At 58.7% G+C, this 26,830-nt stretch carries 31 protein-coding genes; 13 read left to right on the top strand and 18 right to left on the bottom strand.

Translation table 11 applies throughout. The annotated features are described in order from the left end of the window. Nucleotides 1-237 precede the first annotated feature (237 nt). The 6 genes from ACR0AZ_RS07155 to secG form a co-directional block, all read right to left on the bottom strand. Complete coding sequence (locus ACR0AZ_RS07155; protein ID WP_480667116.1) at nucleotides 238-675, bottom strand: tellurite resistance TerB family protein; 438 nt, start codon at nucleotides 673-675, stop codon at nucleotides 238-240. A gap of 77 nt (nucleotides 676-752) precedes the next feature. Continuing rightward, entirely contained in the window at nucleotides 753-1,202 is a 450-nt protein-coding gene (locus ACR0AZ_RS07150) for a tellurite resistance TerB family protein (RefSeq protein ID WP_480470190.1), read from the bottom strand. Between the two features lie 41 nt (nucleotides 1,203-1,243). Then, nucleotides 1,244-1,537, bottom strand: a complete 294-nt coding sequence (locus ACR0AZ_RS07145; RefSeq protein WP_480470189.1) for a DUF1330 domain-containing protein — start codon at nucleotides 1,535-1,537, stop codon at nucleotides 1,244-1,246. Nucleotides 1,538-1,608: 71 nt separating this feature from the next. Then, nucleotides 1,609-2,385 (bottom strand): isocitrate lyase/PEP mutase family protein, encoded by a 777-nt coding sequence (locus ACR0AZ_RS07140; protein ID WP_480667115.1) that lies wholly within the window; start codon nucleotides 2,383-2,385, stop codon nucleotides 1,609-1,611. A 92-nt stretch (nucleotides 2,386-2,477) separates the two neighbouring features. Beyond that, a complete protein-coding gene (locus tag ACR0AZ_RS07135) occupies nucleotides 2,478-4,121 on the bottom strand; it encodes a CTP synthase (protein WP_480470187.1) in 1,644 nt (547 codons plus the stop codon). A gap of 161 nt (nucleotides 4,122-4,282) precedes the next feature. Then, nucleotides 4,283-4,648: a preprotein translocase subunit SecG gene (gene secG / locus ACR0AZ_RS07130; protein ID WP_480658093.1), complete on the bottom strand. Its 366-nt coding sequence runs from the start codon at nucleotides 4,646-4,648 to the stop codon at nucleotides 4,283-4,285. 151 nt (nucleotides 4,649-4,799) lie between these two features. Here secG and nthA point away from each other — a divergent pair, with 151 nt between their 5' ends. The 5 genes from nthA to ACR0AZ_RS07105 all read left to right on the top strand — a co-directional run bounded on the left by nthA (nucleotide 4,800) and on the right by ACR0AZ_RS07105 (nucleotide 8,169). Then, nucleotides 4,800-5,414, top strand: a complete 615-nt coding sequence (gene nthA, locus ACR0AZ_RS07125) for a nitrile hydratase subunit alpha (RefSeq protein WP_480658576.1) — start codon at nucleotides 4,800-4,802, stop codon at nucleotides 5,412-5,414. Next, complete coding sequence (gene nthB / locus ACR0AZ_RS07120; protein WP_480658092.1) at nucleotides 5,411-6,088, top strand: nitrile hydratase subunit beta; 678 nt, start codon at nucleotides 5,411-5,413, stop codon at nucleotides 6,086-6,088. The genes nthA and nthB overlap by 4 nt, the downstream gene beginning before the upstream one ends. Beyond that, on the top strand, nucleotides 6,085-6,420 hold the full coding sequence (locus ACR0AZ_RS07115) for a nitrile hydratase accessory protein (RefSeq protein ID WP_480658091.1): 336 nt from the start codon (nucleotides 6,085-6,087) through the stop codon (nucleotides 6,418-6,420). Before nthB ends, ACR0AZ_RS07115 begins: the two co-directional genes overlap by 4 nt. Before the next feature lie 214 nt (nucleotides 6,421-6,634). Next, entirely contained in the window at nucleotides 6,635-7,927 is a 1,293-nt protein-coding gene (locus ACR0AZ_RS07110) for an adenylosuccinate synthase (RefSeq protein WP_480470183.1), read from the top strand. Then, nucleotides 7,927-8,169 carry a DUF2842 domain-containing protein gene (locus ACR0AZ_RS07105; protein ID WP_480667114.1) on the top strand — a complete coding sequence of 81 codons (243 nt, stop codon included), beginning with the start codon at nucleotides 7,927-7,929 and terminating at the stop codon, nucleotides 8,167-8,169. The genes ACR0AZ_RS07110 and ACR0AZ_RS07105 overlap by 1 nt, the downstream gene beginning before the upstream one ends. Here ACR0AZ_RS07105 and ACR0AZ_RS07100 read toward each other — a convergent pair. Next, a complete protein-coding gene (locus ACR0AZ_RS07100) occupies nucleotides 8,166-8,708 on the bottom strand; it encodes a GNAT family N-acetyltransferase (RefSeq protein WP_480667113.1) in 543 nt (180 codons plus the stop codon). The genes ACR0AZ_RS07105 and ACR0AZ_RS07100 overlap by 4 nt on opposite strands. 224 nt (nucleotides 8,709-8,932) lie before the next feature. Then, on the bottom strand, nucleotides 8,933-10,582 hold the full coding sequence (locus ACR0AZ_RS07095; protein ID WP_480667112.1) for a hypothetical protein: 1,650 nt from the start codon (nucleotides 10,580-10,582) through the stop codon (nucleotides 8,933-8,935). 218 nt (nucleotides 10,583-10,800) lie between these two features. On the opposite strand from ACR0AZ_RS07095, the gene ACR0AZ_RS07090 reads away from it, so the two are divergent. Next, nucleotides 10,801-11,412 carry a thiamine diphosphokinase gene (locus ACR0AZ_RS07090; protein ID WP_480667111.1) on the top strand — a complete coding sequence of 204 codons (612 nt, stop codon included), beginning with the start codon at nucleotides 10,801-10,803 and terminating at the stop codon, nucleotides 11,410-11,412. Here the strand turns inward: ACR0AZ_RS07090 and ACR0AZ_RS07085 are convergent. From ACR0AZ_RS07085 to ACR0AZ_RS07070, 4 genes are read right to left on the bottom strand one after another with little or no spacing between them, the layout of a single operon-like run. Then, complete coding sequence (locus tag ACR0AZ_RS07085; RefSeq protein ID WP_480667110.1) at nucleotides 11,357-12,271, bottom strand: DMT family transporter; 915 nt, start codon at nucleotides 12,269-12,271, stop codon at nucleotides 11,357-11,359. The two genes, ACR0AZ_RS07090 and ACR0AZ_RS07085, sit on opposite strands and share 56 nt — an antisense overlap. Nucleotides 12,272-12,315: 44 nt before the next feature. Continuing rightward, nucleotides 12,316-12,732 (bottom strand): GFA family protein, encoded by a 417-nt coding sequence (locus ACR0AZ_RS07080; protein ID WP_480658083.1) that lies wholly within the window; start codon nucleotides 12,730-12,732, stop codon nucleotides 12,316-12,318. 22 nt (nucleotides 12,733-12,754) lie between these two features. Next, nucleotides 12,755-14,128, bottom strand: coding sequence for an L-serine ammonia-lyase (locus ACR0AZ_RS07075; protein ID WP_480470176.1), 1,374 nt, complete (start codon nucleotides 14,126-14,128; stop codon nucleotides 12,755-12,757). A gap of 1 nt (nucleotide 14,129) precedes the next feature. After that, nucleotides 14,130-14,831 (bottom strand): glutathione S-transferase family protein, encoded by a 702-nt coding sequence (locus ACR0AZ_RS07070; RefSeq protein WP_480470175.1) that lies wholly within the window; start codon nucleotides 14,829-14,831, stop codon nucleotides 14,130-14,132. A gap of 167 nt (nucleotides 14,832-14,998) precedes the next feature. On the opposite strand from ACR0AZ_RS07070, the gene rpiA reads away from it, so the two are divergent. From rpiA to ACR0AZ_RS07040, 6 genes are all read left to right on the top strand, one after another. Then, nucleotides 14,999-15,784, top strand: a complete 786-nt coding sequence (gene rpiA, locus ACR0AZ_RS07065; protein ID WP_480470174.1) for a ribose-5-phosphate isomerase RpiA — start codon at nucleotides 14,999-15,001, stop codon at nucleotides 15,782-15,784. 130 nt (nucleotides 15,785-15,914) lie between these two features. Continuing rightward, the gene (gor, locus tag ACR0AZ_RS07060) at nucleotides 15,915-17,273 is read left to right on the top strand and encodes a glutathione-disulfide reductase (protein ID WP_480470173.1); all 1,359 of its coding nucleotides are present in this window, start codon (nucleotides 15,915-15,917) and stop codon (nucleotides 17,271-17,273) included. Nucleotides 17,274-17,354: 81 nt separating this feature from the next. Beyond that, nucleotides 17,355-18,497 carry an FtsH protease activity modulator HflK gene (gene hflK / locus ACR0AZ_RS07055; RefSeq protein WP_480470172.1) on the top strand — a complete coding sequence of 381 codons (1,143 nt, stop codon included), beginning with the start codon at nucleotides 17,355-17,357 and terminating at the stop codon, nucleotides 18,495-18,497. Continuing rightward, a complete protein-coding gene (gene hflC, locus ACR0AZ_RS07050) occupies nucleotides 18,497-19,393 on the top strand; it encodes a protease modulator HflC (RefSeq protein WP_480667109.1) in 897 nt (298 codons plus the stop codon). The genes hflK and hflC overlap by 1 nt, the downstream gene beginning before the upstream one ends. Then, entirely contained in the window at nucleotides 19,393-19,587 is a 195-nt protein-coding gene (locus ACR0AZ_RS07045; protein WP_480470170.1) for a DUF2065 domain-containing protein, read from the top strand. Before hflC ends, ACR0AZ_RS07045 begins: the two co-directional genes overlap by 1 nt. Before the next feature lie 184 nt (nucleotides 19,588-19,771). Beyond that, on the top strand, nucleotides 19,772-21,211 hold the full coding sequence (locus tag ACR0AZ_RS07040) for a Do family serine endopeptidase (protein WP_480471904.1): 1,440 nt from the start codon (nucleotides 19,772-19,774) through the stop codon (nucleotides 21,209-21,211). A gap of 228 nt (nucleotides 21,212-21,439) precedes the next feature. Here the strand turns inward: ACR0AZ_RS07040 and ACR0AZ_RS07035 are convergent, their stop codons facing one another. The 5 genes from ACR0AZ_RS07035 to ACR0AZ_RS07015 all read right to left on the bottom strand — a co-directional run bounded on the left by ACR0AZ_RS07035 (nucleotide 21,440) and on the right by ACR0AZ_RS07015 (nucleotide 25,653). Beyond that, nucleotides 21,440-22,108, bottom strand: a complete 669-nt coding sequence (locus tag ACR0AZ_RS07035; protein WP_480470169.1) for a Crp/Fnr family transcriptional regulator — start codon at nucleotides 22,106-22,108, stop codon at nucleotides 21,440-21,442. Nucleotides 22,109-22,214: 106 nt separating this feature from the next. Then, nucleotides 22,215-22,820, bottom strand: coding sequence for an inner membrane-spanning protein YciB (locus ACR0AZ_RS07030; protein WP_480470168.1), 606 nt, complete (start codon nucleotides 22,818-22,820; stop codon nucleotides 22,215-22,217). A 16-nt stretch (nucleotides 22,821-22,836) separates the two neighbouring features. Beyond that, nucleotides 22,837-23,739: an EamA family transporter gene (locus ACR0AZ_RS07025; RefSeq protein WP_480470167.1), complete on the bottom strand. Its 903-nt coding sequence runs from the start codon at nucleotides 23,737-23,739 to the stop codon at nucleotides 22,837-22,839. An 88-nt stretch (nucleotides 23,740-23,827) separates the two neighbouring features. Next, nucleotides 23,828-24,955, bottom strand: coding sequence for a signal recognition particle-docking protein FtsY (gene ftsY / locus ACR0AZ_RS07020; protein ID WP_480470166.1), 1,128 nt, complete (start codon nucleotides 24,953-24,955; stop codon nucleotides 23,828-23,830). A 59-nt stretch (nucleotides 24,956-25,014) separates the two neighbouring features. Continuing rightward, nucleotides 25,015-25,653 carry a lysoplasmalogenase gene (locus ACR0AZ_RS07015; protein ID WP_480667108.1) on the bottom strand — a complete coding sequence of 213 codons (639 nt, stop codon included), beginning with the start codon at nucleotides 25,651-25,653 and terminating at the stop codon, nucleotides 25,015-25,017. A 130-nt stretch (nucleotides 25,654-25,783) separates the two neighbouring features. On the opposite strand from ACR0AZ_RS07015, the gene ACR0AZ_RS07010 reads away from it, so the two are divergent. Further along, the gene (locus ACR0AZ_RS07010) at nucleotides 25,784-26,179 is read left to right on the top strand and encodes a hypothetical protein (RefSeq protein WP_480470164.1); all 396 of its coding nucleotides are present in this window, start codon (nucleotides 25,784-25,786) and stop codon (nucleotides 26,177-26,179) included. A gap of 2 nt (nucleotides 26,180-26,181) precedes the next feature. On the opposite strand, the gene ACR0AZ_RS07005 is transcribed toward ACR0AZ_RS07010, so the two are convergent. Then, nucleotides 26,182-26,829, bottom strand: a complete 648-nt coding sequence (locus ACR0AZ_RS07005) for a glutathione S-transferase family protein (protein WP_480667107.1) — start codon at nucleotides 26,827-26,829, stop codon at nucleotides 26,182-26,184. Nucleotide 26,830 lies beyond the last annotated feature (1 nt).

Genomic DNA, 26,830 nt, shown 5'->3' with positions numbered 1-26,830 from the left:
GCTGAAAAATTGAACCAATGCAATGCGCAAATGACAAGTTCACGTGGCGAAATCGCCAAAATGACCAGTCGTTTTAACCAAAATCGTCAGTTTAACGTCCGCTCTGCCTGCCAAGCGGGCGGGCCAGGGTTAATGAGACACACGGTGTTTCCAGCCGCGTCGACGCGACGAGGTGCTGGCTGTGATGGCGGGATGGGCTATTGGGGAGGCATCGAGGGTGATCGAATCAGCCGCCTATCAGGCTTTCGCAGCCCGTTGACGGGCCATGGCTGAATCTACGTCGCTGACACCCAGCAAGCTGACAACGAGGCGCAGTAGCGAATCCTCCTCGCCAGTGCGTTGCCCGTCGGCCAGTGCGACGGACCACATCGCCTGTACCACCGCCAGACGGTCGTCATAGGCGACGGCCTCTTTGATGGCTCGGGTGAAGCGGACAGTGTCGGGTGCCTCGGCCTCAAGATCTTCGGCGCGGGCACGCAGGGCTGCAGCCTCGAACGGCGAAAGGCCATAACGCTCGACCGAGATACGGTCGATCCGGGCCATCTCGGTATCGGCATAGTCATCGTCGGAACGTGCGATGCGCACCAGTAGGGCGGTCAGAGCCAGGCGAGCATCGTCTTCGACAAGCGGGTCGGGCTGTGGCTGTGTGAGCCGGGACAGGAAATCACTGAACATAGTCAGATATATAGTGCGCAATCCGAAAGGTGGAAACCGGTATTAGGGGCAAATTGTGCGTCAAAGAATGTCCCGGCCTAGGTCGCCTCCAAGCGGCTTTGCACCCGTTCGCGGGCAGCTTTACTGTCGTTGAAGCTCAAGCCCATGGCAATACGGGCCTCTTCAACGATTTTGATCTCGCCTTCGTCCGAGTTGCCATCGGCCAGCACGACCTCCCACAAGGCGTCCAAAGCGGCCAGGCGTTCCTGCAAATCAGTGGTTTCACGGATCAGCTTGCCAAATGTATCGGTTTCCGGCGCGGCAGCGTGCAGCTTTTCGCAGGTAGCACGCACCTTTGCGGCCTCAATCGCATTGTGCTGGTAGAGGCGGGCGAGGATGCGGTCGATCAGGCTGATCTCTTCCAGTTTGTAATCACGATCTGCCTGAGCCACGCGCACCATCAATGCACCGAGGGCCAGTTCGGCATCCGGGTCTGGAAGGTTGTCGTGTTGCGGCGGACGGAACGCCTGAAAGAACTTCTTCAACATAGGGTTAGGATATTCCTAAATTTCGGACGCGCCAAGCGGTGCTAGCCTTCATAGCCCTGAATGATCACAAGATCGCCGGTGGACACCGGATCGCGCAGGGCCTTAGCCGCTTGATAGCCTTCGCTTTCATAACAGGCCAGCGCCTGTTCGTAGCTGGGGAACTCGATCACTACGGTGCGGGCGCGGGCCTGGCCTTCGACCTCGGTCCGATCACCGCCTCGCACGAGGAATTTGGCACCATATTCGGCAAAAGGCGCGGCGTTTGCGGCTATATAGTTCTTGTAGGTGTCGAAATCATCGACATCGACATGGGCAACCCAGTATCCTTTGGCCATGGGGCTTCCTCCTGTGCTTTCACGCGCAAGGTGCGGAGGAATGTCTGGGAATGCAATCCCCTAAAAGTGGATCACCCGCCCGATTGCAGCGCCTCGCGGGCTTTGTCCTGCAGCCAGGCAATCATCTGCCGGTAGGGCACAGGGCCATAGCTGATCCGGGCTACGCCAAGTTTCGCCAGTGTCGGCGTGTCAGGTGTGCCGGGAAGGGCGATGATATTGACGGGTAAGTCGGTTGCTTCACACAGGCGACCGATCATCGTTTCATCTTTCAGGCCCGGTGCAAAGAAGCCGCTGGCCCCGGCCTCAGCATAGGCTCTGGCGCGGGCCATGGCATCGTCCAGCATCGCCTGATCATGGCTGTCCGGCGCCGCCTTGAGGAAGATATCGGTACGGGCATTGATGAACGCGGGAATTCCGGCAACATCACAGCTCTCACGCATGGCTGCGACGCGCGCAGCCTGTGTTTCGATGTCATAAAGCTCTTTCGTTCCAACGATCTGGTCTTCAAAGTTGAAGCCGATCACGCCGGTTTCGAGGGCCCGTTTAACATTGGCCGAGATGCCGAACGTATCTTCGGCATAGGCGCCTTCCAGATCCATGGTGACCGGGATGTCAACGGCCTCCACAATGCGCCGCGCGTTCTCCAGCGCCGCGTCGAAGGGGATGTTCTGCCCATCTGTAAAGCCTTGCGCCATTGCGACCGGTGCACTGCCAGTCGCCAGAGCCTTGGCCCCGGCATCGCGTACAGCTGCGGCGCTGCCCGCGTCCCAGATGTTATAGAGGATGACCGGATCGCCCTTTTTGTGCAGGGCGGCAAAGGTTTCTGCTTGGGTTATCTGATCTGTCATGGCCGGTCTCCTGTCGGTTTCTTCCGACAGTTAACTGCGACAACGGCCGCTGCGTACAGTTTTTTTCGCAGCAGCCCTCACTTTGCAGTGACCTAGACGAGGCGCGATGTGTCCTTGGCCGCACGCACGAAGTCGCGGAACAGGGGATGCGGGTCGAAGGGTTTGGACTTTAGCTCCGGGTGATACTGAACTCCGATGAACCATGGGTGATCCGACCATTCAACAATCTCGGGCAAGCGGCCATCGGGCGACATGCCCGAGAAGTTCAAACCAGCCTTTTCCAGCTTGTCGCGATACTTGATGTCGACCTCATAGCGGTGGCGGTGGCGTTCCTCGATCTGAGTGCCGCCATAGACATCAGCGACTTTTGATCCCTCGGCCAGAACTGCATTATAGGCGCCAAGACGCATGGTTCCGCCCTTGTCGTCTCCGACTTTACGTTCGACTTTGTGATTGCCCTGCACCCATTCTTTCAGGTGGTAAACAACCGGTTCGAAACGCTTTTTCCCGGCTTCGTGGTCGAATTCTTCCGAACCCGCCTCGGCGATGCCCGCCGCATTCCGCGCTGCCTCGATCACTGCCATCTGCATGCCGAGACAGATGCCCAGATATGGTACTTTGTGCTCCCGCGCGTATTGAGCCGCTTTGATCTTGCCTTCGGTTCCACGTTCGCCAAACCCTCCGGGGACAAGGATCGCGTGGAAGCCTTCCAGATGCGGTGCCACATCTTCATTGTCGAATACCTCGGCATCAACCCACTCGACCTTGACCTTCACGCGGTTGGCCATGCCGCCATGGGTCAGCGCCTCGGCAATCGACTTATAGGCGTCTTCCAACTGAGTGTACTTGCCCACAATAGCGACCTTCACCTCGCCTTCGGCGTTGTGGATGCGGTCGCTGACATCTTCCCATTTCGCCAGATCGGGCTTGGGGGCAGGGCTGATCTGGAAGGCATCCAGAACCGCCTGATCCAGACCTTCGCGATGATATGCCAGCGGGGCGTCATAAATGGTGCTGAGGTCTTGTGCTGCGATCACGCTGTCGGGGCGGACATTACAGAATAGGGCCAGCTTCTCGCGTTCTTTGGTCGGGATCGGGCCTTCGGAGCGGCACACCAGAATGTCGGGGGCCAGACCGATCGAGCGCAGCTCTTTTACCGAGTGCTGGGTCGGCTTGGTTTTCAGCTCACCGGACGCCTTGATATAAGGCAGCAGCGTCAGGTGCATGAACAGGCACTGACCACGGGGTTTGTCCTGACTGAATTGACGGATAGCCTCAAAGAAGGGCAGGCCTTCGATATCGCCCACGGTGCCGCCGATTTCGCAGAGCATGAAATCAACCTCATCCTCGCCAATGGCGATGAAATCCTTGATCTCATTGGTGACGTGCGGGATCACCTGAATGGTTTTGCCCAGGTAGTCGCCGCGGCGCTCTTTCTCAAGCACGTTGGAATAAATCCGGCCCGAGCTGACCGAGTCGGTCTTACGCGCGGCCACGCCGGTGAAACGTTCGTAATGGCCAAGGTCCAGATCGGTCTCGGCCCCGTCATCGGTGACGAACACTTCGCCATGTTCAAACGGCGACATCGTACCCGGATCGACGTTCAAATAGGGGTCGAGCTTGCGCAGGCGTACTGAGTACCCTCGGGCCTGCAGCAGCGCGCCCAAAGCCGCCGAAGCCAGTCCTTTACCCAAGGACGAAACCACACCACCAGTGATGAAAATAAATCGCGCCATGTTGTTCGGCTTGCTCCCGTGAGACGTCAAAATCAGCTGCCCGACGGTTTACGAAAAACCGCTGCATCACGGGACTTCACATATAAAGGATTCGCGCCCATAGCGCAAGAGAACCGCAAGATGCTGTTGCAGTCCTCTTTCCGGTTTCTAGGTTTTGTGTATCAGTCGGCCTGCGGGATCAGCGGCGCATTGTCGCCCTGTGTCGGAGGCAGAAGATCATCAGCCGACGGTACAGCCGGGGTGCTTTCCTCGGTCGGGGCCGGGGCCGGAACGCCCAAACGGTCGATAACCGAGCTGCCCGAGGATTTCTGTGCGGCCAGAATGGTCAGCGTGATCGAGGTGACGATAAAGCACGCCGCCAGGATCCAGGTCACTTTGCCCAACGCAGTCGCAGCTGCGCGCCCGGTCATGGCTCCGCCACCGCCGCCACCCATGCCAAGGCCGCCACCTTCGGACCGCTGCATCAGCACAACGGCGATCAGGCCCAGAGCCAGAAGAAGATGGATGATGAGAACGACGTTTTCCATGGTGGTCCTGTACAGCGTGGCGTGTATCGCGTGGTACTTATGCAAGTTTGGTTCTGGGGGCAAGGGAGGAGTTGCCATCACGGTTGGTGATGTGATGGATCACGCCAAAGGGACTGGACAGGCGGGCAAGGCGTGGCGCAGGCTGCGGCTCATGCCACATGATGACCACGACCACCCGCACGCCCTGTTGCCGCCCGAACCCGCGCTCCGTGTCAAAGCGCTGGAGACGATTCTGACCCGTAAGGGGCTGATCGACCCGGCGGCGCTGGATGAGATCATCGATACCTACCAGAACAAGATCGGCCCGCAGAACGGGGCCCGCGTTGTTGCCAAGGCATGGAGCGATCCTGACTTCAAGGCGGCTCTGCTTGCAGATGCAACACCAGTCGTTGCCGATCTCGGATATTATGGTCGTCAGGGAGAGCATATGGTGGTGGTCGAGAACACCCCTGCGCAGCACAACATGGTCGTTTGTACATTGTGCAGCTGTTATCCATGGCCTCTGTTGGGTATCCCGCCAGGCTGGTATAAATCCGATGCCTATCGCGCTCGCGCCGTGCGCGAACCGCGCAAGGTATTGGCCGAGTTTGGTGTAAGCTTGCCTGACACCACGTCCGTTCGGGTGTGGGATTCAACGGCGGAGATTCGCTATCTGGTTTTGCCCATGCGCCCTGCAGGTTCTGAAGGGTTGAGCGAAGACGATCTTGCCGCTTTAGTCACCCGCGACAGCATGATTGGCACGAGCTTGCCCAAGGTGAACGCATGACCCGCGTTCACGACATGGGAGGGCGGTTCGGTGACGGGGCTATTGATCCAGAAGCGGAAGACGCACCTGTTTTTGCCGAAGACTGGCACGCGCGTGCTCTGGCGGTAACTCTTGCGTCGGGGTTTCTGGGGCAATGGAATATCGATGTATCGCGCCATGCGCGTGAGCGCCTGTCCCCCAAGGATTATGCGCAGTTTACCTATTATGAAAAATGGATTTCAGGACTCGCAGATCTGCTGGTCGAAAACGGCGTGCTGACGTTGGATGATTTGCGCGGCGCCGAAGAAGACGCCGAACATCCTTTGGCCACGCGTGTTCTGAAGGCTGATGCCGTTGCCGCAGCCCTTGCCAAGGGTGGTCCGGCGGATCGCCCATCGAACGTCGCGATTCAGTTTGAGGTTGGACAATCGGTGCGCACCGCGCGTCCAACGGCAAACCGGTTGGTCGATGGCGGTCATACGCGGCTGCCGATCTACGCGGCGGGTGCCCGAGGGCGGGTGCTGCGACTGCATGGAACGCATGTGTTGCCTGATTCTAATGCGCATGGATTGGGTGAAGCTCCCGAGCCACTTTATGCTGTGGTCTTCCCGGCATCGGAACTCTGGGCCAATCCCGAACATTCAGAGGATGAGGTCGTGCTGGATCTGTGGCAATCCTACCTCGAACCCGCATGAGTGATTGCGTCGCCCATACCGTCCCCGAGCCGGTCTTTGCCGAACCCTGGCATGCGCAGATATTTGCTGTCACGGTGGCGCTGAACGAGGCGGGTCGTTTTGATTGGCCGGATTGGGCCTCTCGGTTCTCTGCAACGCTGAAGCGTCATGGTCTGGACCGTGAGTTGGATGGCGGTGACGACTATTTCCATGCATGGCTGGAGACGCTGGAGGTGTTGTTGACGGAACAGGGTGACATATCGCTCGCCGATATCTCGGCCGTGCGCGATGCGTGGGAAGAGGCCTACCTGACCACACCCCATGGCGAACCTGTGTGCTTGTCGCAGGGGTAGAGGGGGCTCTGCCCCCGCTGCGGCCGGCCGCGACTCCCCCGAGATATTTATAGCCAGATGAAGCAGGGGATCCGGTCTTCATCTGGCTATAAATATCTCCGCCAGAGGCATCGCGCGAAGCGCGATTTCCCGATGCGGCGAAATATCGGTTTCCCTGCCGACTGAGCCTCGCTATATCAGCCGGGTTTGATATCTCAGCGCAAAAGGACCGGATATGGCCAATGTGGTTGTTGTCGGCGCCCAGTGGGGTGACGAAGGAAAAGGCAAGATCGTCGACTGGCTCAGCGAGCGGGCAGATGTGATCGCGCGTTTTCAGGGCGGGCATAATGCCGGGCATACGCTGGTTATCGATGGTGAGGTTTACAAGCTGCATGCATTGCCCTCGGGCGTGGTGCGCGGCGGCAAGCTGAGCGTGATCGGCAATGGGGTTGTACTGGACCCATGGCACCTGATGAAAGAGATCGGCACGATCCGGGAACAGGGTGTTGATATTACGCCCGAGACGCTGATGATCGCTGAGAACACACCGCTGATCCTGCCATTCCATGGCGAACTGGATCGGGCACGCGAGAATCAGAACTCGGTGGCCAAGATTGGCACAACCGGTCGCGGAATCGGACCATGTTATGAGGACAAGGTAGGGCGGCGCGTGATCCGGGTGGCTGATCTGGCGGATGATGCAACGCTGGCGCTGCGGGTGGACCGGGCTTTGGTACACCACAACGCTTTGCGCAACGGCTTGGGGCTTGAGCCAATTGACCGGGACGGGTTGATTGCGCAGCTGAAAGAGATTGCGCCGCAGATTCTGCCCTTTGCGGCACCTGTTTGGAAGGTGCTGAACGAAAAGCGCAAAGCGGGCAAGCGCATCCTGTTCGAAGGAGCGCAGGGCGCGTTGTTGGATATCGATTTCGGGACCTATCCATTTGTGACATCATCGAATGTAATCGCAGGGCAGGCTTCGACCGGTGTAGGCATTGGCCCCGGATCGATCGACTTCGTTCTGGGGATTGTCAAAGCCTATACCACGCGCGTGGGCGAGGGGCCGTTCCCGACTGAGTTGGACGATGCCGATGGGCAGCGCCTGGGTGAGCGGGGGCATGAATTCGGTACAACAACGGGTCGCAAACGGCGTTGTGGCTGGTTCGATGCCTGTTTGGTGCGTCAGACCTGTGCGACCAGCGGTGTCAACGGTATTTCGCTGACCAAATTGGATGTTCTGGATGGGTTCGAGACGCTGAAGATCTGTGTCGGATATGAACTGGATGGCGAACGCCTCGACTATCTGCCCACCGCCGCCGACCAGCAGGCGCGCTGCACGCCCATCTACGAAGAGATGCCGGGCTGGAGTGAATCCACTGAAGGCGCGCGCAGTTGGGCAGATTTGCCTGCGAACGCAATCAAATATGTGCGTCGGGTCGAGGAATTGATCGAATGCCCGGTCGCCTTGTTGTCCACAAGCCCGGAGCGGGAGGATACCATTCTGGTAACTGACCCGTTTGCGGACTGATGAGCGGGAACGAAAAGCCCGGTCTCAGCTATAAGGCGCGGCGGCGTTGGTCGATGGTGCTGCTGCTGGTCGGGCTGCCTGCTTATATTGTTGCAGTCGTGACGATTGTGAACTGGCTGGATCGCCCGCCGATCTGGCTTGAGCTTCTGGTCTATGTCGCGCTGGGCATTGTCTGGGTCTTGCCGTTCAAATTTGTCTTTCGCGGGGTGGGCAAGGAAGACCCGGATCAGGACAAACACTAATCCGGCCAGCTGAATACTGCACGGGCAAATGCATGATATTCCCCGGCAATTTCCTCTGCCATGCTAAATGGCGTGGGCCAGGGCGGTGTGAGAGTTGCTGCAACTTCCCCGGTCATCAAGTTGAGATCAGCGCTGTGTTTGCTGGCCAGGTGGCGCATCCTCTGGTTAGTCGCGAGGCAGAGCATATGTACCTCTCGTACCCCGCGGTTGCGCGCGCTCGCGATAAGACGCGAGAGAAGAGCGTCACCGATACCACGATCCTGCCATGGGGCTTCGACGGTGAAGGCTGCCTCGGCAGTGCGGGGAAGGCTGTCTCGCACCGGGCGGAGTTCGGCCATTCCACGTAGGCAGCTGTCGGGGAAGGCCCCAAAGACCAAGGATGCATCGTCGAACAGGGCCGAGGCATAACGATCCAGAAAGACGTTAGGCACAACAGCGCCAAAACGTGATCGCAAAGCCTCGGGTTCGAGGTTCTGCAGATGGGCTGTAACAAGGGGTTTGTCGAAGACGCGCAAACGTCGGATTGCAAGATCGTACATACGAGATACCTCAGGTCGGAAACTTGGGCACTTAAGATCACAGAGTCGGGTTCAGTCGATGCGGTGATCGTAGCAAATTTCTGCGCCGCAGCATAACCAGCAGCGCCTAGTATGCCAAAAATGAGCGGATTTGCCGCTGAGGAGCTTGATCGCGCCCATAAGGAGAGGGCCAGAGTTGCCTCCGGCCCTGTCGAGTTTCGAGGGGGTAATTTGATGCGCCGGGTTTAGCCCGCAGCGCGTTCGTCATCATCCGGGCGGAACCCGATCTGGGTCGAGGCAGCGAAACGCCCGCCACCGGCCTTTTCGATCTTGCCGTCGCGCAGAAGTTGCCCGAAGGAGCGCAGGCTTTCTTCACGATTGAATGCTTCCTGCTTCAGCGAACGCACCTTGTTCATCAGTTGCGGGCGCGAGAACTGTTCCTGGCCTTCGATGAACGAGAGGTAAGCAGCCGCAGCCTCCAACAGATCAGGAAGCGATTGTGCGCCCTGTTCTTGCGCAAAAGTGGCGAACCCGCCTTCCTCATCCGCGGCACTGTCATCCAACGAGGTCACGCGGCGCGGCATGACAGGGCCGGTGTCGGCCTCATCGGTATCAATGCGCTGTTCTGCGACCAGTTTCAGCGGTGCTGCGATTTCCGCGGCGGGGCGTTCGCTGGTCACTTCGACCTCGGGGCGGCGGGGGCTGACGACAGACGCCAGATCACCGCGATAATCGTCCTCGCGTTCGCCAGCGGAGTCTTTGCCTTCGGCGCGCTCGGCCTCGGTTGCGGCGACGGCGGTACGCAAGTGCGAATAAGTTTCACGCTGATCATTGGTGGATGGATCATCCAACTGTTCGTCAGCCTTGTCCATCAGGCGTGAGACGTCTTCGTCCAGCCCGGACATTTCCGCCCGTTCAGGTGAGATCTTTGTTTCCAGCTCGGATTCGACAAGCGCGATCTCGTCCAGCAGCAGCGCCTCATCCTCGGCCGAAATTACATCGCTGGAAATTTCGGCCAGTGCTTCGGTCGCGTCGCGATCATCGTCTTCGGCAACTGGTTCGTTCAGAATGTTGGATTGATCCTCGGTCTCAGACGCTTCATCAAGGTCCGAGAACAGAACGTCACTGTCTGTGACCTCATCCTGCTGCGCAACTTCTTCTTCGTCCTCGGCGGGGACCAGATCAGTCGCGTCGGTCTCGTCCTGTTCGTCGGCGTTTGACATGGTGTCAGTCAACTCGTCAACGAAGCCCTCAACGTCATCCGTCGATGCGACGGGTTCGGGAAGATCTTCGGCCTGATCTTCCACTGGCATGGGGGCGGGTGCCGGTTCTTCGATCGAGTCTTCCAGGTCTGAAGGGCTGAGCGCACCTGCTGCGAAGGCTGCCGAGATCGCGTCGACCTTGGGCTTCGCCGGTTGGAGATAGCTCGTATCCTCATCCTCGGAATATGTGGTGGGGGTTTGGTCGGAATGCGAAACCACCGCCCGAATGCGTTGCAATTTGGCCGCGATGCTGTCCTCGGCAGGCTCATCGGATTGTGCCTGAGGCGTTGAGGGGGCGGCGCTGGACAAAGGCTGAACGGGCTCGGGTGCAGGTGTAGGTGCGATCGCAGCGGGGGTCGGTGCCGCAGGGGCTGATGTCTCGGTAGCCCGCAGGAGCAGACCGGTGTCGTTCTGACTGGCTTCCACTTTACGTGCGACATCGCGCTGAGCGATGCGGGTCAGCATCTCGGCGTCGGGCTGAGGCGGTTCCGATCCAAAATAACGGTCGTCCGCTGCGAGATCCCGGAAATATTCGGCAATGGCTTTCATCGTTTCGAATGAATCGTCGAAGCCTTCCAAAGTGCACGAGAAGGTTCCGTAAGAAACGGTTAACACCTTGTTGTTCTGTACCATCAGACGCACGTCCTCTACAAACTACCAGGTCACATTGCCAAACACATATCTCGGCAATCGACTTCAAACTGTAGCCATGAGTCTATCATTTTGTGGTCTCATTATGTCCAAAACCGGGAAATATGGTCAATCTTGCGAAAAATGAGTCAATTGTTCGGTCTGAAGGGCCAATTGGGCTGTTTGGAGGGGGTGAAATCGGCCCCGGTGACGTGAATCTGGTGCTGAATCGCGTTGATTCTGCGGTTGCGGCGGATGGCGGGGCCGCTGCGCTGGTTGATTCGGGGCGCATTCCCGATGCGGTGATCGGTGATTTTGACTCGCTTGAAGCCACCTATCGCGCCCGGATTCCCGAGGATCGGCTGTTTCCGATTCGAGAACAGGACAGCACGGATTTCGACAAGGCGCTGCGCAGTGTTCAGGCACCACTGGTGTTGGCGGCAGGGTTCCTTGGCGCGCGCGTTGATCATCAGTTGGCGGTGTTCAACAGCCTTGTCCGCTGGCCCGAGCGTGCCTGTCTTCTGTTGGGTGCACATGAGGTTGTGTTTCATGTGCCTCCACGGATCACGCTAGACCTTGTCGCAGGCTCAACTGTGTCATTGTTTCCATTTCGGCGTGTAATCGGGCGGAGCCAAGGATTGGAATGGCCGATTGACGATATTGTGCTGGAACCGGACGGACGGATCGGGACGTCAAACCGCGCTGTTGGAGAATTGACGCTTGAACTGGACCAGCCCGGGTTGCTGATGATGGTGCCGCGCGAGGCGCTGGATCAGGTCATGCGGGCGTTTCTGTCGGGCCAGACCGGGCGTTGGCCCGCTCGTGCAGAATGACGTAAAGCCCTGCGGCAATCGTGATCAGGATGCCGATGGCGGCTATGCCGTTGGGAAGATCATGGAAGATCATCCAGCCGATCACAGTTGCGACCGGGATTTCGAGATATTGCATGGGTGCCAGAGTTGCCGACGGCGCATAGCGTAGCGACCATGTCATCAACAGATGCGCAACGGTGCCAAGCGCTCCGATCGCGAAGAGCAGCCAGAGTGTTTCTCTGTCTGGCATAACGAATGATAGCTGATCGATGCCAGCGCTTGATCCGAGCAGCAGGGTCGGTAGCAGGATTACTGTCGCCATTGCGCCTGACACCGCTTGCAGCGAGACCGGATCGGTCTCTTTTGCGATCTGTCGTGTCACCAACATGAACAGTGCGAATACTACCGCGACGATCAGAGGGAGAAGGGCGGGGGCACCGACCTCGGCAAAGCTGGGCTGGATCACCAGCAACGTGCCGATGAACCCGACGACACAGGCGATCAGACGTCGGGGTCCAACCTGTTCGCCCAGAACGAACCTGCCGAGCAACAGCATTATGAAGGGCATGACAAACGCGATGGCCACCGCGTCGGCCAGCGGCAGGTACAGCAATGCGCTGAACATGGCCGAGATACCGGCGATATGCAGCAGGGTCCGGATTACGGTCAGCCGCAGAACCCGCCCGTGCATCCGCCATGAGCGGTTGGTTGCGGCAATCAGCGGGGCCAGAATCATGACCTGAACCGCGAAGCGCACCAGAACCAACAGGCCGATTGGCGTGATTTCTCCCAGCACTTTCGCCATGGCATCGCCCAGCGGGGCGAGCACGCAAAAACCGAGCATCAAAACGATGCCGAATACGGGGCGATCCTGAGTCATGGCGCGACGCTAGCGGTTTCGCTTCGCGCTGGGAAGCTCTGTCATCACGCCTTGGGCAGCGGCTGGGCTTTGGTGTAGTCCGGGCCGATGCAGGTGGGCAGTCCGTCGCCCAGGTGCAGCCACCGCAGCTTTTCCTCATGTGCAACATGCAGGGTGGGTTCCAAGGTCTCAGGATTCTCGAGCGTCGCAACATAGAGATGCAGTACATCCGACATTTTTGTCGACCGAAACGAGATCGGAGTGCCGCAATGGGGGCAGAAGCTGCGCTCGACCCCGGGGGAGGAATGGAAGCGCTTGGGTTCCTCACCAGTCCAGCGCCACTGGCCGTCGCGCACCCCGAAATAGGTGGTCATCGGGGCGGCACACTGGCGTCGGCAACTGTCGCAGTGGCAGGTGACGCAGGACAGAACCGGAGGATCGACTTCGAAACTGATCCTGCCACATAAGCAGTGTCCGCGCATCTTGATAGCCTCCTGTATCGGCTCAGCAGTTCGGCACGTTGACGGCGAGCCCTCCTAGTGAGGTCTCTTTGTATTTGGCGTGCATGTCATGTCCGGTTTGGCGCATGGTTTCGATCGCGGCATCCAGCGGCATGAAATGCTTGCCGTCGCCGCGCAGTGCAAGCGAGGCCGCTGAGACCGCCTTGATCGCACCCAGCCCGTTGCGCTCGATACATGGCACCTGCACCAGACCGGCAACAGGGTCGCAGGTCATGCCCAGATGATGTTCCAGCGCAATCTCGGCGGCATTTTCCACCTGTTCAGGCGTGCCACCCATGACAGCACAAAGACCTGCCGCCGCCATTGCCGATGCACTTCCAACCTCTGCCTGGCAGCCCGCTTCAGCACCCGAGATCGAGGCATTGTATTTTACCAACCCGCCAATGGCGGCGGCAGTCAGAAGGAAATCTTCGATATGGCTTTCCGAGGCACCCGGAACGTGATCAAGGTAGTAGCGCAACACCGAAGGCAACACACCGGCCGCGCCGTTGGTGGGCGCAGTGACGACCTGACCGCCGGCGGCGTTTTCCTCGTTCACGGCCATGGCGTAAACGCTCATCCAGTCATTGATTGTGTGCGGAGCATTCAGGTTCATGCCGCGTTCAGCCACCAGCGCATCGTGGATGCCCTTGGCGCGCCGACGCACATTCAGACCACCGGGCAGGATACCATCCGTGGTCAGTCCACGCTCGATACAGTCATTCATCACCTGCCACAGCCGGGCAGAGCCCTTGGCAAAGCTTTCGGGGCAACCACGCGCGATTTCGTTTTCGCGTTTCATCTGAGCAACCGATTTGCCGGTGTCCTTTGCCATCTGCAACATTTCAGCGGCGCTTTTGAACGGGAAGGGAACGGGCGCGCCTTCTTCGGTATCCTTGCCTTCAGCCAGTTCTTCTTCGGTCAGGACGAAACCGCCGCCCACCGAGTAATAAACCTGCCGCAAGATAACGTCATCCTGCGCATCGGTGGCCATCAGGATCATGCCGTTGGCATGGCCGGGAAGATTGTGTTCGAAATCGAAGACCAGATCGGTCTTGGGGTTGAACTTGAGTGTCGGCAGCCCTTCGGGCGCGACAGTGTGGGTCTCATTGATCTGGGCCAGTGCGGCCTCGGCCTTGTCGTTGTCATACGTGTCGAGCACGAATCCTGCCAAGCCGAGAATCGTGGCGCGATCAGTCGCATGGCCGACGCCGGTAAACGCCAGTGATCCATGCAGCGACCCGCGCAGGCCCGAGAATTCAAACGGAGATGCGCGCATCAGGTCCAGAAACCGTGCGGCGGCGACCATCGGTCCCATGGTGTGTGAAGAGGACGGGCCGATGCCCACTTTGAACATATCGAAGACAGAAAGAAACATATCAGATAGCTGAGCCTTCTGGCGGGTTGGCATAGATAGGTGAGGTGAAGGGCGTAGCTCCCAGCCCCTCGGCGGTGTTGGCTGCGCGTGTAGCTGGTCGCAACTCCAACTGCATCAGGATTTTTTGCAGATAAGGTGTATCGGCCAGCTGATACCAGCTGCGATCGGCCTGTGTGGGATAAAGTGCCATCCAGCGCATCATGCAAGCCACATAATAGCTGAGAACCGAGGGGTGGTCGGCGCGAAACCATTGGGGCGCGTTCTGGGCGAGCGTATCCAGTAGCTTCAGGTGTTGAAGCAGCCTGGGGCGGATGCCCTCACGCAGTGTGTTGGCATGCGCGGCAGCAATGTACTTTTCGGCGTAGAACAGGATGCGCAGGTCGGCATGCACCGTGTTGGAGGCGAAGAACAGCCATTTCAGAAAGGCCGCGCGCTCCGGGCTGTTTGGTCCTGGTGCCATTTTGCCATGGGTGTCAGCCAGCCACAGCAGAATTGCTGCGGTCTCAAAGATCGGTCCTTGTGGCGTGTTCAGTACCGGTATCAGCCCGTTTGGGTTCAGCGCGCGATAGGCCGCGCTATCCTGTTCGTTCTGGGTGCGGTCGACCAGAACGGTGTGATAGGGCAACCCCATCTCTTCCAGCGTCAGCCGGATCACCAGCGAAGCATTGTCAGGGGCGTAATGCAGACGGTACGGCGTTTCCATGGCATCTATCTATGTCGCAAGTCGATCCTACACAGACCTGATTGCGACCTTTCCTATTAGAAAGGCGTATTTCAGCGGCATGTTAGCACAGTTGCAGGGCGATTTGCCTCTCGCAGTCGATAGGGGCATTCCGTATAAGGCGAACAGAAGGCTTAGGGGATGAAGTTATGAGCAAGGATTTGTCGCCGATCGACAAAGCTAAATATGTTGCGGCCTATCGTGCGGCAGATCTGGTTGAAGACGGTATGCGCGTGGGGCTCGGCACCGGATCGACAGCTGCCTGGTTGGTCCGTCGCCTGGGTGAACGCGTACGAGACGAAGGGCTTAAGATCAAGGGGGTTCCCACATCAACCGCAACGGCACAGTTGGCGCTTGAGGTGGGGATCGAAGTCGTCTCGCTGGATCAGGCCGGGTGGCTGGATCTGACCATCGATGGCGCGGATGAGTTCGATAATGAGTTCAACCTGATCAAGGGCGGCGGTGCCGCGCTGTTACAGGAAAAGATCGTGGCGACGGCCAGCGATCAGATGGTGGTGATCGCCGACGCGGGCAAAGAGGTCGAAACGCTGGGTGCGTTCCCCTTGCCGGTCGAGGTGATCCCGTTTGGCTGGCAGACCACCCGCACCCTGATCGAAGAGGCGCTGGACACGATGGATGTGCTGGGCACGTCGGTTACCCTGCGCATGAATGGCGAAGCACCGAAGATCACGGATGAGGGCAACCACATTCTGGACTTGCATTTGAAACGCATCGGCAATGCGCGGCAACTGGCGCTTGTACTGAACCAGATCCCCGGCGTGGTTGAGAATGGCTTGTTCATTGATATCTGCGACAAGGTCGTAGTCGGTTACGGTGATGGCCGCGTCGAGATGCGTGATATCAACGCAGGCACTGTTCAGACTGACATGCTGGGTGAGAATGGGGATAATCTGTTCTCGGATCTGGCGGATTGAGTGCTGGATGTCGATTTGGTGGACACTGAAATAAAACCAGAGTTTCAGCTGCCAAGGGGTTGGCAGCCCGGAATTCAGGCCCAGATAACCAATGCATTTTGGCCAAGCGGAATAAAAAAGGAACGCACCCATGAGCTTTGACTATGATCTGTTCGTCATCGGAGGCGGCTCGGGCGGGGTTCGCGCGGCGCGTGTGGCGGCGGGTGAAAACGGGGCCAAGGTGGCGCTGGCGGAAGAGGATCGGTATGGCGGGACCTGCGTTATCCGGGGCTGTGTACCCAAGAAGCTGATGGTGTTTGCCAGCGAGTATTCCGGGATGGTCGGCGATGCGCAGGAATACGGTTGGGATATTCAGTCAGGCGCGTTCAACTGGGACACGTTCCACGGCAAACTGGTTGCCGAACTGGACCGGCTGGAAGGCATCTATCGTAACATCCTGAAAAACAACGGCGTCGAAAGCTTCGACCAGCGCGCGCGCGTGGTTGATCCCCATACGGTCGAACTGGCCGATGGAACCCGCAAGACGGCCAAACATATTCTGATCGCTACAGGTGGTCGCCCAGTTGTGCCCGAGTTTCCCGGATCGGAACTGGCCATCACGTCGAACGAGATTTTCCACCTGGAGAAATTGCCCGAGAGCATTCTCATCGTTGGCGGAGGCTATATCGCCAGTGAATTTGCCGGGATCATGAATGGGCTTGGGGTCAAGACGACTCAGTTCTATCGCGGCGCGCAGATTTTGCGCGGCTTTGATGAGGAGGCGCGCGGCCTGATCTGCGAAGAGATGCGGCAGAATGGTATCGACGTTCGCCTGGGCACCAACGTGCTTGAGATGGCCAAGGATGGTGACAAGATCCGTGTCAAAGCAACCGATGGTACTCAGGACCAATTCGACGTGGTGATGTATGCCACGGGTCGTGCACCGAATGCGGATGATCTGGGGCTGGAAGCGCTGGGCGTCGAACGTGGCCGCAAAGGTGAGATCATCGTGGATGAGTACAGCCAGACCGGCGTGCCTTCGATCTACGCCATCGGCGATGTCACGGATCGGGTCAACCTGACTCCGGTAGCGATCCGCGAAGGTATGGCGTTTGTGGAAACGGTGTTCAAAGGCAATCCAACCCCGGTTGATCACGAGCTAATACCCACTGCCATCTTCACACAGCCTGAATTCGGCACCGTGGGCTTGAGCGAGGAAGAGGCAGCGTCGCAAGAGCCGGTTGAGATTTACGCCACCTCGTTCAAGCCGATGCAAAAGGCGTTTGCCGGCGGTACACAGCGGGTTCTGATGAAGCTGATCGTGTCTCAGGCAACGCGTAAGGTGCTGGGATGCCACATTGTTGCGCCCGGTGCGGGCGAGATGATCCAGCTGGCAGGTATTGCCGTAAAGATGGGCGCAACCAAGGAAGATTTCGACCGTACGGTCGCCGTTCACCCGGTCATGGCCGAGGAATTGGTGACAATGCGGCAACCTGTGCGCACGGCTTGATTTGCAACCGGGCGCACACAAGTTACAAGGGAACCCGTGATCACACGGTCCTACACGGTCTAAACAAGGGAAAAGACACATATGGCGGGCAACAGCGGTGGCCCCTGGGGGGGCGGAGGCTCTTCCGGAGGCGGAGGAAATCGGGGTAACAACGGGGACGGGCGCAAGCCCCCCGAAGGCGACGGCCCGCAGATCCCCGAGATCGATGAGCTGATGAAGAAGGGTCAAGAGCAGCTGCGCGTCCTGATGGGCGGTCGTGGCGGCGGTGGCCGTGGCACGAACGGCTCGGGCGGCGGTGGTGGTCCGGCGTTTACCAAGGGAACTGTTGCGATTGGTCTTGTGGCCGCTGCGGTCTTGTGGGGGCTGGCCAGCTTCTACACCGTCAAGCCCGAAGAACAGTCGGTTGAACTGTTCCTGGGTGAGTTCTCGGCCGTTGGTAATCCCGGTCTGAACTTTGCCCCGTGGCCGTTTGTGACTGCCGAGGTTATCCCGGTCACCCGCGAACAGAACGAAGATATGGGCGGCGCGCGCGGCAGCGACGATGGTCTGATGCTGACGGGTGACGAAAATGTGGTCGATATCGACTATCAGGTCGTCTGGAACATCAACGACCCGGCCAAGTATCTGTTCAATCTGCGCGACCCGCGTCAGACGATCCGCGCCGTGTCGGAATCGGCCATGCGTGAGATCATCGCGCAAAGCGAACTGGCCCCGATCCTGAACCGGGACCGCGGTATCATCGCCGAACGTCTGCAGGAGCTGATTCAGCAGACGATGGACAGCTACGACTCGGGCGTGAATATCGTCCGTGTGAACTTTGACAAGGCTGACCCGCCGCAGGACGTGATCGCCGCCTTCCGAGACGTTCAGGCCGCTGCGCAGGAGCGTGACCGGCTGCAAAACGTCGCTGACGCCTATGCCAACCGTGTGTTGGCCGAAGCGCGTGGTGAAGCGGCGCAGGTTCTGGAAGAGGCTGAAGCCTATCGCGCCCAGCAGATCAACAGCGCGCAGGGTGAGGCCAGCCGTTTCAGCGCGGTTCTCGAGGAATATTCCAAAGCGCCGGATGTGACCCGCAAACGTCTGTATCTGGAGCGGATGGAGCAGGTTCTGGGTGATGTGGACAAGATCATTCTGGATGAAAACTCGACCGGATCAGGGCAGGGCGTCGTGCCATATCTGCCGCTGAACGAACTGCGCCGTAGCCAGACCGAAGGGAACAACTGATGCGTAAAGCGACATTTATACTGCCCATCGTCTTCATCGCGATTGTAGCTGTTCTGTCCTCGATCTTCATCGTGGATGAACGCGAACGCGCGCTGGTTCTGCAATTTGGTCGCGTTGTAGCGGTCAAGGAAGAACCCGGTCTGGCGTTCAAGATCCCGCTGATTCAGGAAGTTGTTCGCTATGATGACCGCATCCTGTCCATTGATGTTCAACCGCTGGAAGTGACGCCTCTGGACGATCGTCGTCTGGTGGTTGATGCCTTCGCGCGCTACCGGATTTCCGATCTGGAACAGTTCCGTCAGGCCGTTGGTGTCGGCGGTATCCCGGTGGCCGAGGATCGTCTGGACCGCATTCTGCGCGCTGAAACGCGTGAGGTTCTGGGTTCGGTGTCTTCACGTGACATCCTGAGCTCCGACCGCGCCGCGCTGATGCTGCGCATCCGCAACAGCGCGATTGCCGAGGCGCGGGCGCTGGGGGTCAGCGTGATCGACGTGCGTCTGAAGGCGACCGATCTGCCGCAGGCCAACCTTGAGGCGACCTTTGACCGGATGAAGGCCGAGCGGGAACGTGAAGCAACCGACGAACGTGCCCGCGGTAACGAGGCTGCTCAGCGTGTCCGTGCGCAGGCCGACCGGACCGTGGTCGAACTGGTATCGGACGCCAACCGCGAGGCCGAGATCATTCGCGGTGAGGCTGACGCCGAACGCAACGCGATCTTTGCCGAAGCCTATGGGGCAGACCCGGAGTTCTTTGAATTTTACCGCTCGCTGACCGCCTATGAGAATGCTCTGCAAGGGAGCAACAGCTCATTGATCCTGAGCCCGGATTCCGAGTTCTTCAACTACCTTGCCTCGCCGACTGGTCGGCGGGCGCCAGCGGCTGCGGCTTCTGAGTAATGGGTATGATCCTTCTGGCCTTCGGGCTGGTGTTAATTGTCGAGGGGCTGGCCTATGCGCTGGCCCCTTCGCTTATTGAACGCATGTTAGAGGCATTGCGAGCACTGCCAGAACAGGCGCGGCGCTTGATGGGGCTGCTGTGCGTAGTCAGTGGCGTTATCCTGCTCTGGGGAGCCTATCAGATCGGCTTTTGATACAAGGTTCTCACTTGCCGGTGATTTCCCCGCGATCCCGAGTTGCGGGCTTGGCCAAACTGACTACATTGGTTGCTAAGAGGGGACCTCAAGCTAGGTCCCGCTGAAGAACGATCGACAAGGAGAACCCCAAGTGCAGGCGAAAGCGCGCAGTGTGTCCGTCCGGCGGGACGATGTTGGTGTGATGGTACGGCTGATGTGGCTGGCCTTCATGGGGATGGTGCTGGTTCTGGCGCAGACATTGGCCGCGCAGGCCCGTGACAGCCTTGCGCCGCTGGCCGAAAAGATCAGCCCGGCGGTGGTGAATATCACTACCTCGACCCTGATCGAAGGGCAGACTGGCCCGCAGGGGATCGTGCCCGAAGGCTCTCCGTTCGAAGATTTCTTCCGTGAATTCCAGGACCGCAATGGCGGCAACAGCGAAAACCGCCCGCGCCGCAGCAATGCGCTGGGGTCGGGATTTGTGATCTCGGAAGACGGTTTTATCGTCACCAACAACCACGTCATTGCCGAAGCGGATGAAATTCTGATCGAATTCTTCCCTGGCGACGGGCAGCCGGTAAAGGAACTGCCTGCTAAAGTGATCGGCACTGACGAGAAAACTGATATCGCGCTGCTGAAGGTCGAAGCCGAGGGGCCGCTGCAATACGTTCAGTTCGGCAATAGCGACACCATGCGCGTCGGTGATTGGGTTATCGCGATGGGCAATCCGCTGGGGCAGGGTTTTTCGGTTTCAGCGGGGATTGTATCGGCCCGGAATCGGGCGCTGAGCGGGTCTTATGACGACTACATCCAGACGGATGCGGCGATTAACCGGGGAAATTCGGGCGGACCGTTGTTCAACATGGATGGCGAGGTGATCGGTGTGAATACCGCGATCCTGTCGCCCAATGGTGGCTCGATTGGGATCGGGTTCTCGATGGCTTCGAACGTGGTGATCAAGGTTGTCGATCAGCTGCGCGAATTCGGTGAGACGCGCCGCGGCTGGCTGGGTGTGCGCATTCAGGATGTGACCGAAGATATGGCCGAGGCAATGGGTCTTGATAAACCCGGCGGCGCGCTGATCAGTGACGTGCCCGAGGGCCCGGCGAAAGAAGCTGGTCTGCTGGCCGGAGATGTAATCATCAGCTTTGATGGCGTCGAAGTTGAAGATACGCGTGGGCTGGTGCGTCAGGTCGGTGAGACGACCGTGGGCAAATCCGTGCGCGTGGTTGTGCATCGCGACGGCGGCACGCAAACCGTTCTGGTGACCTTGGGCCGTCGTGAGGATGCTGAGCGCACAGATGAGGGTGGAGAACCTGAGGCTGAGGCACCGACCGAAGAGGACAAGGATATTCTGGGTCTGACCATCGCACCTTTGGGTGACAGCCAGCGTGAAGAGCTGGGATTGGATGCCGACGCCGAAGGGTTGCTGGTGACCAATGTCGATGATTCTTCCGAAGCTTTTGAGAAGGGGCTGCGCGCTGGTGATCTGATCACTGAAGCTGGCCAGCAGAAGGTGGTTTCGATCGCCGATCTTGAGGCGCGGATGGATGAGGCACGTGAGGCTGGTCGCAAGTCGCTGTTGCTGTTGGTGCGCCGTGGTGGAGAACCCAGATTCGTGGCGCTGAGCCTAGAACAGTAATCTCACGACTAGTCTGGAAAATGACAGGCCGGGGTCAAGACCCCGGCCTTTTTTAATACTTTGTTAAGAAAGAAGCCATATGCCGGGGAAGGCATATGGCTCTGGTACAGGGAGAGGTCGGTGGACAGATATCGGGGATGATAAAACCGACCTCCTACAGTAACAGGGTTGACCTTAGGGCAATCTTCAAGCCGCGTATGTGAAGCGGATCACATCTGTGCCAAAAAGTTAGATTAAATCGGATTCGGCCAGTTGCCGCAGCGCATCGAGATCATGAATCTGCAATCCTCCGCGTGAGGCTTCGACCACGTTGTCCCGTTTCCATGTCGAAATGGTTTTCGATACCGCCTCACGCGTGGCTCCGACAAATTCGGCCAGTTCACTTTGCGACAGGGTGATGCGCGCGGTCGGTGTGTCCTGCTGGCCGGCCAAATGCAGCAGCTTGCGCGCCAGCCGGATCGGCATTGGCAGAAAGACCTGTTCGTTCAACTGGTCACCCATCCAGCGCATGCGCACACCGGCCAAACGGATCAGGTCAACCGCCAGATCAGGGTTCTTTCGGATCTGATCCATCACATCCTTATGCCGAACCCGCAGAACTTTGGCAGGATCGGCTGCTGTAACCGTGGCGGTGCGGGGGCCGCTGTCAAAAAGCGCTATCTCGCCAAACACCTCACCCGGGCGCATCAGCCTGAGCGATAGCTTGCGCCCGCTCATGGCCAGAAAAGACACTTCGAGCGTGCCTGTGAGGATCGCATAAAGCGCCTCTCCCGGATCGCCCTGTTCGAACAGGACGTCGCCGCTGTCGAGAGTAACTTCGGAGGCCAGTGAGGCCAGCATCTTGCGCAGCTCTTCAGAAGCTTCAGAAAGAAATCCACTGTTGGGAAATGCCATCATACGGGCGCAGGTCTCCGGTGGTGAGTGGTGCGAGTTCGATCAACTTTCCACAGCTTTGCGCCTAAGCCAAGGTTTTTGTCGGCTTTTCCTTGGGTCAGGCCGCGCTCTATTGTTTGTCCGGATCGTCCATATAGTGCTGCAGCATGCTGAATTGCAGCATCAGGAACGCCATGAGCGCGATCGGAAATCCAAAGGTTTCGATCTTGACCCAGAGATCTGTCGACAGCGTGCGCCAGATCAGTTCATTGGCCACTGCGAGCACCGCAAAACAGGCGCACAGGCGGCGAGTCAGGATCATCCAGCCTTCCTGACGCATGGGCAGCATCTCGTCTAGAACATAAGCCAGATAGGACTTTCCCTGCAAAAGGCCGATCCCGAGGATGACGGAAAAGAAGCCGTAGACCAGCGTGGTTTTCATCTTGAAGAAGCGCTCGTCGTTGAACCACGCAGTGAGGCCACCGAAGAAAATCACCATGAAGGCGGTGAAAATTTGCATCCGGCCGAGCTTGCCCGTCAGGTACCAAAGGATGCCCATGGCGGCCAGCATCAGGGGAACGAAGAGGATGGTGGCGACAATAAAACCCGAATACTCGATGCCGCCGATCACGAAATTGTCATCACGCAGGCGCAAGTAAATGAAGAAGAAGGCAAGCGGGGGCCCGAGTTCGAGCACCTGTTTGAGGAATGGGTTGATGTCTTTTTTCTCTGCCATGATTCCGACCTGCTGCTTATCCGCCCATTTCAACTATTACGGCGCCGAGTGCAATCAATGCCATCAATGTGATCCGTCTGGGTCCCACAGTTTCTTTCAGAACCAGCCAGCCGATGAGCGCGGCAAAGACGGTGGAGGTTTCGCGTAGAACCGCAGCTTCTCCTACCTTGTCGAGCCGTGTGGCGAGCATGATGGCACCGAAAGACATGGGGGCAATTATGCCGCCCGCAAGGCCACGTAGCATCAGAGGCCCGAGCGCCGGACGATGGATCATGGCGCGGTATCTGAGAGCTGCATAGATCGGCATGGCAGCCCCGTCGATCATGAAAAACCACGCTAGAAAGGTGAACGGGTCGGCTGTGGCACGGATTCCGTAGGCGTCATAGGTGGTATAGAGAGCGACGAAGAGACCGGTGGCGATCGCCAGCGCCAGGGCGATCCCCAGAGTTTCACGATTGGTTTCGAGATAGCGCAGGTTATACGCTGCCAGTCCGAAGATGCCTGCCATCAGAGTGCCCACGCCGAGCCATTGGATGGTCGAGAACGTCTCACCGAATAGCAGATTAGCCCCAATCACTGTGAATAGTGGGCCGGTCCCCCGCACCACAGGATAGACGACGGTATAGGAGCCTTTGGTGTACGCCATCGCTTGCAGGATCTTGTAGCCGATATGGATCAGCCAAACGACGGCAAAAATGGGCCACATATAGGGTTCGGGCCATGGAACGACGAAGAAGGCGAAAGGCATGGCCATCAGGCAATAACAGGCGTCAATCGCCCCGCGTGACATCCAGGGGTCGTGGCGGCCCTTTTGCAAGGCACCAAAGACTGCATGCAGGAACGCCGCCATTAGCGCGAGGCCGAGGGCGAGGTGGTGGCCGGATTCGGTGCCTTCAAGGGAGATCAGCCAGTCGCTCAAATCAGGGCTTTCGCTTGGATGGAGAAGGTGGGGGGCGGTCTGCCCCCCACACCCCCCGAGGATATTTTTTGCCAGATGAAGGGGCGGATCAGGTTTGCAAGCCGATGAGGGCGGCGGCGAATTCTTCGGGATCGAAGGGTGCGAGGTCGTCGATTTGTTCGCCGACGCCGATGGCGTGAATAGGAAGTCCGAACTTATCGGCCAGTGCGACGAGTACGCCGCCTTTGGCGGTGCCGTCGAGCTTGGTCATTACGAGGCCTGAGACATCGGCGAGGTTGCGGAAGGTTTCGACCTGGCTGAGGGCGTTCTGGCCGGTGGTGGCGTCCAGCACCAGCAGGGTGTTGTGCGGTGCAGTTTCATCGACCTTGCGGATGACGCGAACAATTTTGGCCAGCTCTTCCATCAGGTCTGCGCGGTTTTGCAGGCGGCCTGCGGTGTCGATCATCAGCAGGTCGGCACCTTCGTTTTGCGCCTTGGTCAACGCGTCGAAGGCCAGAGAGGCGGGATCGGAGCCTTCGGGGGCGGTCAGCACCGGCACACCGGCGCGGTCGCCCCAGACCTGCAGCTGTTCGACCGCGGCGGCGCGAAAGGTGTCTCCGGCGGCGATAACCACCTTTTTGCCTGCAGCTTTGAACTGGCTGGCCAGTTTCCCGATGGTGGTGGTTTTGCCGGAGCCGTTGACGCCCACGACCAGAACCACCTGCGGTCGCTTTGGATAAAGCGGCATGGGTTTGGCCACGGGCTCCATCACGCGGGCCACCTCTTGCGCCAGCAGTTGCTTGATTTCCTGGGTCGAAAGTTTGCGGCCAAAGCGTCCCTCGGCCATGTTCGACGTGACGCGCAGGGCGGTGTCGACGCCCATGTCGGAGGCGATCAGCAGCTCTTCGAGCTGTTCCAGCATGTCGTCATCCAGCGTACGACGGACAACGGTTTGGGTATCGCTGCGACTGAACAGACGGCCCAGCAGGCCTTTGGATTCGGGAGGCGGTGGGGCCGGTGCGGGGTCTGCAGGTGCGGGAGAGGGCGGCTCGGAGGGCTGGGGCGTGGGTGCCGGTGAGGGCACCTCGGGGACCGGTTGCGGTTCCGGTTCGGGTTTCGGAATCACCGGATCGGGTGCAGTTTCCTCGCCGCCATCCTCGACAATCGCGTCCAGCCCCTCTTCGAGGCGTGAGGAGGATTTGAACAGCTTGTCCTTGAGCTTTGAGAAAAACGCCATTTCTAGGTCTCCGCAGGTGTTCCCCTCACCTAATGCGGATTGGCGGCAGTTGCAAAGGGTCAGGTGAAGGCGATCAGGAACCCGGCCTGCGCACCCCAGTAGAGTGGCCAGATCATGTAAGGCGTCAGCTTTAGGGCAGGGTGGTCGGCAGGCAACAGGAACTTCTCGGTCGCAAGGATCAGGTCAGACGCGATGAACGCCATTGCAGCGGGCAAGGCCCAGCGCAATGCACCCGCGTCCGGCAGGAACAGAACGGCGATACCCATGCCTAGGATGATCGGAATATAGGCGAGAACCGGCCCCTTGAGGTCTCCGGCGCGCGGGGCAAGCAGGGTGGACATGACGATGCCCAGAACCAGCAATGACCAGAAGATAACGGGTTGCGTCAGGATCAGGCTTGGATCGCTGACCGGATGTGTCAGGAACAGCGCGATGTAGGCGAGATGTCCGGCGGCGAACGCTGCGATCCCAGCCATGAAGGTGGCCTCGGTTTCGCGCGACAGCAGGGCATCGCCGATGGCACAAAGGGCTAGAGCGAGGACGAGCAACCAGGGGGCAGCCGTGAGCCATGCAACGAGCGCTAGCAACGCGACGGATGCGATCTTCAACTGGGTGCGTAGAATACCAGCAGGGCGGGCCGTGAGCGGTAGGTAGGCCAGTGCGCAGGCGGCCGCCGCCCAGAAAAGAAGTGTCGGCATTGTTCCTCCCCAAGAGTGTCACGTCCATGTCGTCATGATTGCGTGAGGTCATCAAGATGTGACGTGAGGGTAGTACGCGCAGTGGAAAGGTTGATTGGTGCAAGTGGGCGGCATCTGACAAGATGCTGCTATGTACAGACTGTCTATGATTCTGCTGGCGCTTCTTGCGCAATCCGCTGCGGCGCAATCGCCGTTGTCGGGGACCGAGTTTGACGCCTATACCCGTGGAAAGACCTTGTTCTATGGCTTTGACGGTCAGGCCTATGGGGTTGAGCGATATTTACCCAATCGGCGCGTGATCTGGTCATTTCTGGATGGGGACTGCAAGGAAGGTGTCTGGTACGAGCGCGAAGACCAGATATGTTTTCTGTACGAAGACAGGTTGGACCCGCAATGCTGGGTTTTCACCGAGTTCGGGGGCAGGCTGATTGCGCAGTTCGAAGGTGATCCGACAGCGACAGAGCTCTATGAGGCCGAGGATGTCGGCGAAGAGATGATCTGTTACGGACCCGAAATCGGGGTTTGATGTCAGAGATCTGAGACCTCTAATTCCTTATAACTGATCATGACGTGATGCTGGTACGCGGGCCTCTGGGTCAGTGTTTCGTAATAGCGGCGAAGATTGAGAAATGACGCACGTTTGATATCGATATCGTAGTATCGGTACAGGATGTGTCCCAGCTGTATATCGGCCAGTGTTAAACTCGAACTCGTCAGATACTCCGTTTGAGACAGTTGCGCATCAGCTATGGCCAGTCTGAATTCCAAATGAGAAACAGCTTGTGTGATCATAGTATCGTCACGATCCGCAGGTGCTGTTCTTGTCACACGCCAGAAGACGGGCACTGTGAAAGCCATGGTTATGTTGATCTTGGCCCACTCAGCCCATCTGTCGATCTCTGCGCGCCGCACGGGGTCTGAAGGCCAAAATGCATCATCGCCATATCGGGATGAGAGGTATCGCAGGATAGCTCCGGTCTCCCACAGCGGGGTATTATCTCCATCTTGAAGAACCGGGATGGTTCGGTTCGGGTTTAGTTTGGCGAATTCGGGGCTGTCCAGACCGCCGAACCTGTGCCCGACATCGTGACGCTGATACTTCAGACCTAGTTCGCCAATGCACCACATCAGCGCCTGTACGTTCGAAGATGTTTTTCGGCCCCAGATTTTAAGCATA

The organism is Ruegeria sp. BE3 (genome assembly GCF_056538865.1).
The sequence above is the reverse complement of the archived record's forward strand: the minus strand, read 5'-3'. Positions and strand labels throughout refer to the sequence as shown.

Coding starts and splice junctions, on each gene's coding strand:
- ACR0AZ_RS07155 (WP_480667116.1), bottom strand. CDS start 675: ATGTTCAGTGATTTCCTGTCCCGGCTCACACAGCCACAGCCCGACCCG.
- ACR0AZ_RS07150 (WP_480470190.1), bottom strand. CDS start 1,202: ATGTTGAAGAAGTTCTTTCAGGCGTTCCGTCCGCCGCAACACGACAAC.
- ACR0AZ_RS07145 (WP_480470189.1), bottom strand. CDS start 1,537: ATGGCCAAAGGATACTGGGTTGCCCATGTCGATGTCGATGATTTCGAC.
- ACR0AZ_RS07140 (WP_480667115.1), bottom strand. CDS start 2,385: ATGACAGATCAGATAACCCAAGCAGAAACCTTTGCCGCCCTGCACAAA.
- ACR0AZ_RS07135 (WP_480470187.1), bottom strand. CDS start 4,121: ATGGCGCGATTTATTTTCATCACTGGTGGTGTGGTTTCGTCCTTGGGT.
- secG (WP_480658093.1), bottom strand. CDS start 4,648: ATGGAAAACGTCGTTCTCATCATCCATCTTCTTCTGGCTCTGGGCCTG.
- nthA (WP_480658576.1), top strand. CDS start 4,800: ATGCCACATGATGACCACGACCACCCGCACGCCCTGTTGCCGCCCGAA.
- nthB (WP_480658092.1), top strand. CDS start 5,411: ATGACCCGCGTTCACGACATGGGAGGGCGGTTCGGTGACGGGGCTATT.
- ACR0AZ_RS07115 (WP_480658091.1), top strand. CDS start 6,085: ATGAGTGATTGCGTCGCCCATACCGTCCCCGAGCCGGTCTTTGCCGAA.
- ACR0AZ_RS07110 (WP_480470183.1), top strand. CDS start 6,635: ATGGCCAATGTGGTTGTTGTCGGCGCCCAGTGGGGTGACGAAGGAAAA.
- ACR0AZ_RS07105 (WP_480667114.1), top strand. CDS start 7,927: ATGAGCGGGAACGAAAAGCCCGGTCTCAGCTATAAGGCGCGGCGGCGT.
- ACR0AZ_RS07100 (WP_480667113.1), bottom strand. CDS start 8,708: ATGTACGATCTTGCAATCCGACGTTTGCGCGTCTTCGACAAACCCCTT.
- ACR0AZ_RS07095 (WP_480667112.1), bottom strand. CDS start 10,582: ATGGTACAGAACAACAAGGTGTTAACCGTTTCTTACGGAACCTTCTCG.
- ACR0AZ_RS07085 (WP_480667110.1), bottom strand. CDS start 12,271: ATGACTCAGGATCGCCCCGTATTCGGCATCGTTTTGATGCTCGGTTTT.
- ACR0AZ_RS07080 (WP_480658083.1), bottom strand. CDS start 12,732: ATGCGCGGACACTGCTTATGTGGCAGGATCAGTTTCGAAGTCGATCCT.
- ACR0AZ_RS07075 (WP_480470176.1), bottom strand. CDS start 14,128: ATGTTTCTTTCTGTCTTCGATATGTTCAAAGTGGGCATCGGCCCGTCC.
- ACR0AZ_RS07070 (WP_480470175.1), bottom strand. CDS start 14,831: ATGGAAACGCCGTACCGTCTGCATTACGCCCCTGACAATGCTTCGCTG.
- rpiA (WP_480470174.1), top strand. CDS start 14,999: ATGAGCAAGGATTTGTCGCCGATCGACAAAGCTAAATATGTTGCGGCC.
- gor (WP_480470173.1), top strand. CDS start 15,915: ATGAGCTTTGACTATGATCTGTTCGTCATCGGAGGCGGCTCGGGCGGG.
- hflK (WP_480470172.1), top strand. CDS start 17,355: ATGGCGGGCAACAGCGGTGGCCCCTGGGGGGGCGGAGGCTCTTCCGGA.
- hflC (WP_480667109.1), top strand. CDS start 18,497: ATGCGTAAAGCGACATTTATACTGCCCATCGTCTTCATCGCGATTGTA.
- ACR0AZ_RS07045 (WP_480470170.1), top strand. CDS start 19,393: ATGGGTATGATCCTTCTGGCCTTCGGGCTGGTGTTAATTGTCGAGGGG.
- ACR0AZ_RS07040 (WP_480471904.1), top strand. CDS start 19,772: ATGGTACGGCTGATGTGGCTGGCCTTCATGGGGATGGTGCTGGTTCTG.
- ACR0AZ_RS07035 (WP_480470169.1), bottom strand. CDS start 22,108: ATGATGGCATTTCCCAACAGTGGATTTCTTTCTGAAGCTTCTGAAGAG.
- ACR0AZ_RS07030 (WP_480470168.1), bottom strand. CDS start 22,820: ATGGCAGAGAAAAAAGACATCAACCCATTCCTCAAACAGGTGCTCGAA.
- ftsY (WP_480470166.1), bottom strand. CDS start 24,955: ATGGCGTTTTTCTCAAAGCTCAAGGACAAGCTGTTCAAATCCTCCTCA.
- ACR0AZ_RS07015 (WP_480667108.1), bottom strand. CDS start 25,653: ATGCCGACACTTCTTTTCTGGGCGGCGGCCGCCTGCGCACTGGCCTAC.
- ACR0AZ_RS07010 (WP_480470164.1), top strand. CDS start 25,784: ATGTACAGACTGTCTATGATTCTGCTGGCGCTTCTTGCGCAATCCGCT.
- ACR0AZ_RS07005 (WP_480667107.1), bottom strand. CDS start 26,829: ATGCTTAAAATCTGGGGCCGAAAAACATCTTCGAACGTACAGGCGCTG.